This window comes from Xanthomonas sp. 1678, from assembly GCF_031455575.1.
In the GTDB taxonomy this organism is placed as follows: domain Bacteria; phylum Pseudomonadota; class Gammaproteobacteria; order Xanthomonadales; family Xanthomonadaceae; genus Xanthomonas_A.
Map to the genome: position 1 here is coordinate 1 of NZ_JAVDSZ010000025.1, position 5,483 is coordinate 5,483.

The 5,483-nt window shown below is 68.7% G+C and carries 1 protein-coding gene; it reads left to right on the top strand.

Annotation, left to right across the window (positions count from 1 at the left end):
* Positions 1-5,483 (top strand): non-ribosomal peptide synthetase (locus J2Y70_RS22165; protein WP_309922704.1); only part of this gene is annotated, 5,483 nt, incomplete at both ends.

A 5,483-nucleotide genomic window follows, 5' to 3' on the forward strand; every position in this document is an offset into this window, starting at 1 on the left:
CCGGCGCTGCCGCTGACGGCCAACGGCAAGCTCGACCGGCGCGCCCTGCCGGCACCGCAGCGCGAGGGCGAGGCGCGCGACGATCTGCCGGCCGATGCCGCCGAACGACGTCTGGCCGAGCTATGGGCCGAACTGCTGGGCCTGCCCCAGGTCGGCGTCACCGCCAGCTTCTTCCAGCTCGGCGGACACTCGCTGCTCGCCGCGCGCATGGTCAACCGCCTGCATGGACAGGGCATCGCCATCGAACTGCGCGATGTCTTCCTGGAGCCCACCATCCGCGGGTTGGCGCGTCGGCTCCAGGCGCAGCAGGTTCCTGCACTGCCGATGCCGGTTCTGCAGCGCCAACCACAGACGTCCGACGCCGGTTTGCTGGAGGCGCAGGCCTCGTTCGCCCAGACCCGCCTGTGGTTCCTCGAACAGCTTCAACCTGCACACGGCGCCTACCACATCAACAGCCTGCTGCGACTGGACCAGGCGCTGGACCTGGCGGCCTTCAACCGCGCGCTTTCGCAACTCGTCCAGCGCCATCCCGCGCTGCGGACCCGCTTCGAATATCGGCAGGACACGCTTTACCAGATCGTCCAGCCCACGCTGCTGCCGATGGTGCCGATCTTCGACCTGTCCGCCGATGCGCCTGCGCAGCAGGCGATCCGGCTGGAGGCGCTGTGCGACGAACAACGGCAGGCGCGTATCGACCTCACCCGGGAGAGCCCGTTCCGGGTCAGTCTGGCCAAGGCGGGCCCGCACTGCTGGTATGTCTTCTTCACCTTCCACCACATCGTCAGCGACGGCTGGTCGCTGTCGCTGTTCCTGCGCGAGCTGGAGCAATGCTATGGCGCCTGCCGCGACGGCGGCGATGCGCAACTCGCCGCACCGGCCGCCACTTATCTGGATTACAGCCGTTGGCAGCAGGACAGCCTGCAGGGAGTGTTGCTTGACCGCCTCACTCGCTATTGGAAGGAGCGCATGCGTGGCGCGCCCTCCGTGCATGCGTTGCCGCTGGATCGTCCGCGGCCGCCGCTGCCCAGCCACCAGGGAGGCGTCCATCGCACACGCCTGGAGGCGCACACCACAGCAAAGCTGAAGACCTTCCTGGCCGCCCAGGACGCGTCGCTGTTCGTCGGGCTCAAGGGGCTGTTTAGCGCGCTGCTGGCGCGCTACAGCGGGGAGCGGGACATCGTCATCGGCACCGCCATGGCCAACCGTCCACACATCGCCTGGGAAGACGTGTTCGGCTACTTTGCCGGCACCTTGGTGATGCGCCAGCACTTGCCGGCCCACCAGGACCTTCCGGCGTTGGTGCGTCAGGCGCGCGATGGTTTCCTGTCCGACGACGAACACCGTCATCTCCCGTTCGAGCTGCTGGTGGATGCCGTCCAGCCGGATCGTTCGCTGGCGGCCAATCCACTGTTCCAGATCATGCTGGTACTGCAGAACACCATGGCGCCCTCGGCGTCTACCGCGCCCGATGCGCTGTTCCAGCCACAAGAGCAGCAGGCTGGCGGCAGTCAGTTCGACCTGACCCTGGCGGTCAGGGAAGATCAGGGCGGGCTTGTGCTGGCATGGCGCTATGCCACGGATCTGTTCGATGCCGCGCGGATCGAGCGGATGGCCGCAGCGTTCAACCGTCTCATCGAGCATGCCGTTGCCGATCCCGATGCCGACGTGCACCGGCTGCCGATCCTCGGAGCGGACGAGATCGAACGGCAGCTTCATGCAGGCAATCCACCGCCGCGGCAGTTCGAGCACGGTGAGTACCTGGTCCACGAGTTGGTGGAGCACTGGGCCAGACAACGCCCCAATGCCATCGCGGTCGCAGGCAGCACCTCGATCACCTACGCCGTGCTCGATGCCCTGGCCGGTAGCCTGGCTGGCCGGTTGCAGGGCGCGGGCGTCGAGCCCGGCAGCATCGTCGGGCTCTACCTGGTTCCATCCACCGAACTGGTGGTCGCGATGCTGGCCGTGCTCAAAGCGGGAGGCGCCTATCTGCCGCTGGATCCGGCACAGCCGCACGAGCGAGTCGCTGGCCTGATCTCCGGTGCCGGCGTGCGCCAGATGCTGTTCTCCAGTGCCTCGGCCGCACCGTCGCGGTTTCTGCGTGAGGATGCGGAGCTGCAGCTGCTGGACGTGGACAGCACGCGGATAGAGACGGGTGCGGCGCGTTCCGTCGCCATCGCGCAACGGTCGTCGCCCGATCAGCCGGCCTATGTCATCCATACCTCCGGTTCCACCGGAGTTCCCAAGGCGGTCGTGCTGCATCATCGCGGCCTGGTCAACCATGTCCTGTCGCAACGCGAGTTGTTCGGCATCCAGACCGACAGCAGAGTGCTGCAATACGCCGCCGCGTCCTTCGACGTGGCGACCTGCGAGGTGTTTCTGGCTTTGTGCAGCGGGGCACGACTGGATATCGCCGAGGACGCGATTCGGCGCGATCCACTCGCGCTCGGGCGTTTCGTCGAGGAACGGCAGATCACGCACATGCTGTTGATCCCGTCGGTGCTCGCGGCCTTGGCGCCGGAACGGCTGCGCAGCGTGCAGTCGATCGTGGTCGGCGGCGAGTCCATCGCCGAGGCGCAGGCCCAGTCGTGGTCGCGCGAGCACCGCCTGTTCAATGCCTATGGCCCCTCCGAGGCGACCATCTGCGCGGTTGCGGAGGAGTACACCGGCAACGGCGTGGCCATCGGCCGTCCGATCGACAACATGGCCTGTTACGTGCTCGACGAAGCCGGCGGCGTGGTTCCGCATGGCGCACCGGGTGAACTGTTTCTTGCCGGTGTCGGCCTTGCCCATGGCTATCTCGGCCAACCCGAGTTGACGCGGCAGCGGTTCATCGAACATCAGTTCGAGAATGGAGAGCGGCGGCGGCTGTACCGTACCGGCGACCGGGTCCGGCAGCGTGCCGACGGCCGCCTGGAGTTCATCGGCCGTATCGACGAGCAGGTCAAGATCCGCGGCTTCCGCATCGAGCCGGGCGAGGTCGTGGCGGCACTGCAGGCATGTGCAGGCGTGAAGTCCGCAGTGGTGCACGCACAGGTGCTGGCCGGGGACGGCAAGTCCCTGGTGGCGTACGTGGTCCCCGTCCAGAAGATGGACGATCAGGGGTGGCAGCAGTGGATCGCGCGGCTGCGCGAGCAGCTCTCCGCACGCTTGCCGGTGCACATGCTGCCCGAGGCCTTTGTCCAGTTGGAGACGATCCCGACCTTGACCAATGGCAAGGTCGACCGCGACGCCTTGCCGTTGCCGCGGCTGGGCGAGCATACGGGTGCAACGGTCGAGCCTCCGCTGACCACGACCGAACGAACGCTGTGCGACGCCATCTCGCAGGTGCTCGGACGGCAGATCGAGAACGTCGCCGTGGATTTCTTCCAGGCGGGAGGCAACTCGATCCTGGCGATGAAACTCATTGCGCGGCTGGAATCGGGCTTCGGTATCGTGGTGCCGCTGCAGGCGTTGTTCGAAGCCAGGAGCATCCGGCTGCTTGCCGCCGGCATCGACCTGGGACAGGGTACGCGTGCGACGCTGGCGCGTCCGCCCATCGCGCCACTGGCGGATGCCATCACCGCCGCGCCCCTTTCGTTCCAGCAAGCCAGGATCTGGTTCCTTTCCAGCATCGAATCCGAGCACAGCACTTACAACGCTTCGCGTTGTCTGGCGATCGGCGGCGCCTTGGACGAGCCGGCGCTGGAGCAGGCGCTTGCCGCGCTGGTGCAGCGGCACGAGGTGTTGCGCACGGTGATCCGCGATGGTGCCGGGGATGCGGGGCCGGTGCAGGTGGTACTGGAGCAGGACCGGTTCCGCCTGGCGCGCGAGGACGTGAGCGCGCTGGCGCCGGAGGCGCAGCAGCAGCGGATCGCCGCACTGGTGCAGCACAGCGCGGCACAACCGTTCGACCTGAGCGCCGATCTGCTGTTGCGCGGCTGCCTGGTGCGACGCGCCGACGACCGCCACGTCCTGGTGCTGACCCTGCACCACATCGCCTGCGACGGCTGGTCGATGGCGGTGCTGGCACGCGAGCTCAGCGCCCTGTATGCGCTGCATGCGGCGGGCCAGGCACACACGCTGGCCGCGCTTCCGGTGCAGTACCGCGACTATGCCCAGTGGCAGCGCGGCTGGCTGCAGGGCCCGGTGCTGGCACAGGCCCGCGATTACTGGCTGCAGCGCCTGCAGGGCCTGCCGCAGGTGCACCAGCTGCCGCTGGACCGGCCGCGTCCGGTGCAGCCCAGCTACCGTGGCGCGGTGCACCGGCAGCACCTGCCGGCACGCCTGCGGCAAGGCCTGGAAGCGGTGTCGCAGCGCCACCACGCCACCTTGTTCATGACCGTGCAGACCGCCTTTGCGGTGCTGCTGGGCCGCTTCAGCGACGAACACGACATCGTGCTGGGCACGGCCATCGCCAACCGCGAGCAGCCGGAACTGGCCGACCTGGTCGGCCTGTTCGCCAACACGTTGGTCTTGCGGACCCAACTGCAGCCTGGGCAGCGCTTCGACGAACTGCTGGCGGCCTCGCGCCAGCACCTGATCGCCGACTTCGCCCATCAGCACATGCCGTTCGAGCTGCTGGTGGAGGCGCTCAATCCGGCGCGGCAGCTGAGCCACAACCCGCTGTTCCAGATCATGCTGCTGTGGCAGAACAACGAGCGTGCGCAGCTGGACCTGGGGCAGGGGTTGCGCTTCGACGACTATCCGCTGGAGCGGGCGGTCAGCAAGTTCGACCTGACCCTGACCGTGCAGGACGAGGACGACGGGGGCCTGGCCTTGTCCTGGCGCTATGCCAGCGACCTGTTCGAGGCGGACAGCGTGCAGCGCTGGGCACGCGCCTTCGCCTGTCTGCTGGAGGGCATCGTGCACGAGCCGGGGCAGTCGGTGGCGCGCCTGCCGCTGCACGATGCTGACGCCGCCGAGCACCTGCGGCAGTGGCAGCAGCCGCGCGCCAGCGCGCCGCTGGCGGCCGAGGACAGCCTGCACCAGCGCGTGCAGCGTCAGGCGGCACGGACGCCGCAGGCGCTGGCGGTGAGCGGCGGCGGCCGCGCGCTCAGCTATGCGGAACTGGATGCCCGCGCCGACCGCCTGGCGGCCTGGCTGCAGCGCCAGGGCGTGGGTGCCGGCAGCGTGGTGGGCGTGTGCGCCGAGCGGCACGTGGATCTGGTGGTGGCGCTGCTGGGCACGCTCAAGGCCGGTGCGGCGTACCTGCCGCTGGACCCGGGCTATCCGGCCGAACGCCTGCAGTACATGGTGAGCGACAGCGGCGCCGGCTGGCTGGTGGGCGACCGTGCCTGCCTGCAGCCCTGGGCGCAGGCGGGCGGGATCCATTGCCTGCCGCTGGATGCGCTGGACGCCCTGGATGCCGAGGAGGGCAGCGCCGTGCCGGCGCTGGCCGCCTCGGCGGGTGCGCTGGCCTACATGATCCACACCTCCGGCTCGACCGGGCAGCCCAAGGGCGTGATGATCGGCCATGCGGCCGTGGTGCGCTTCCTGGACGGGGC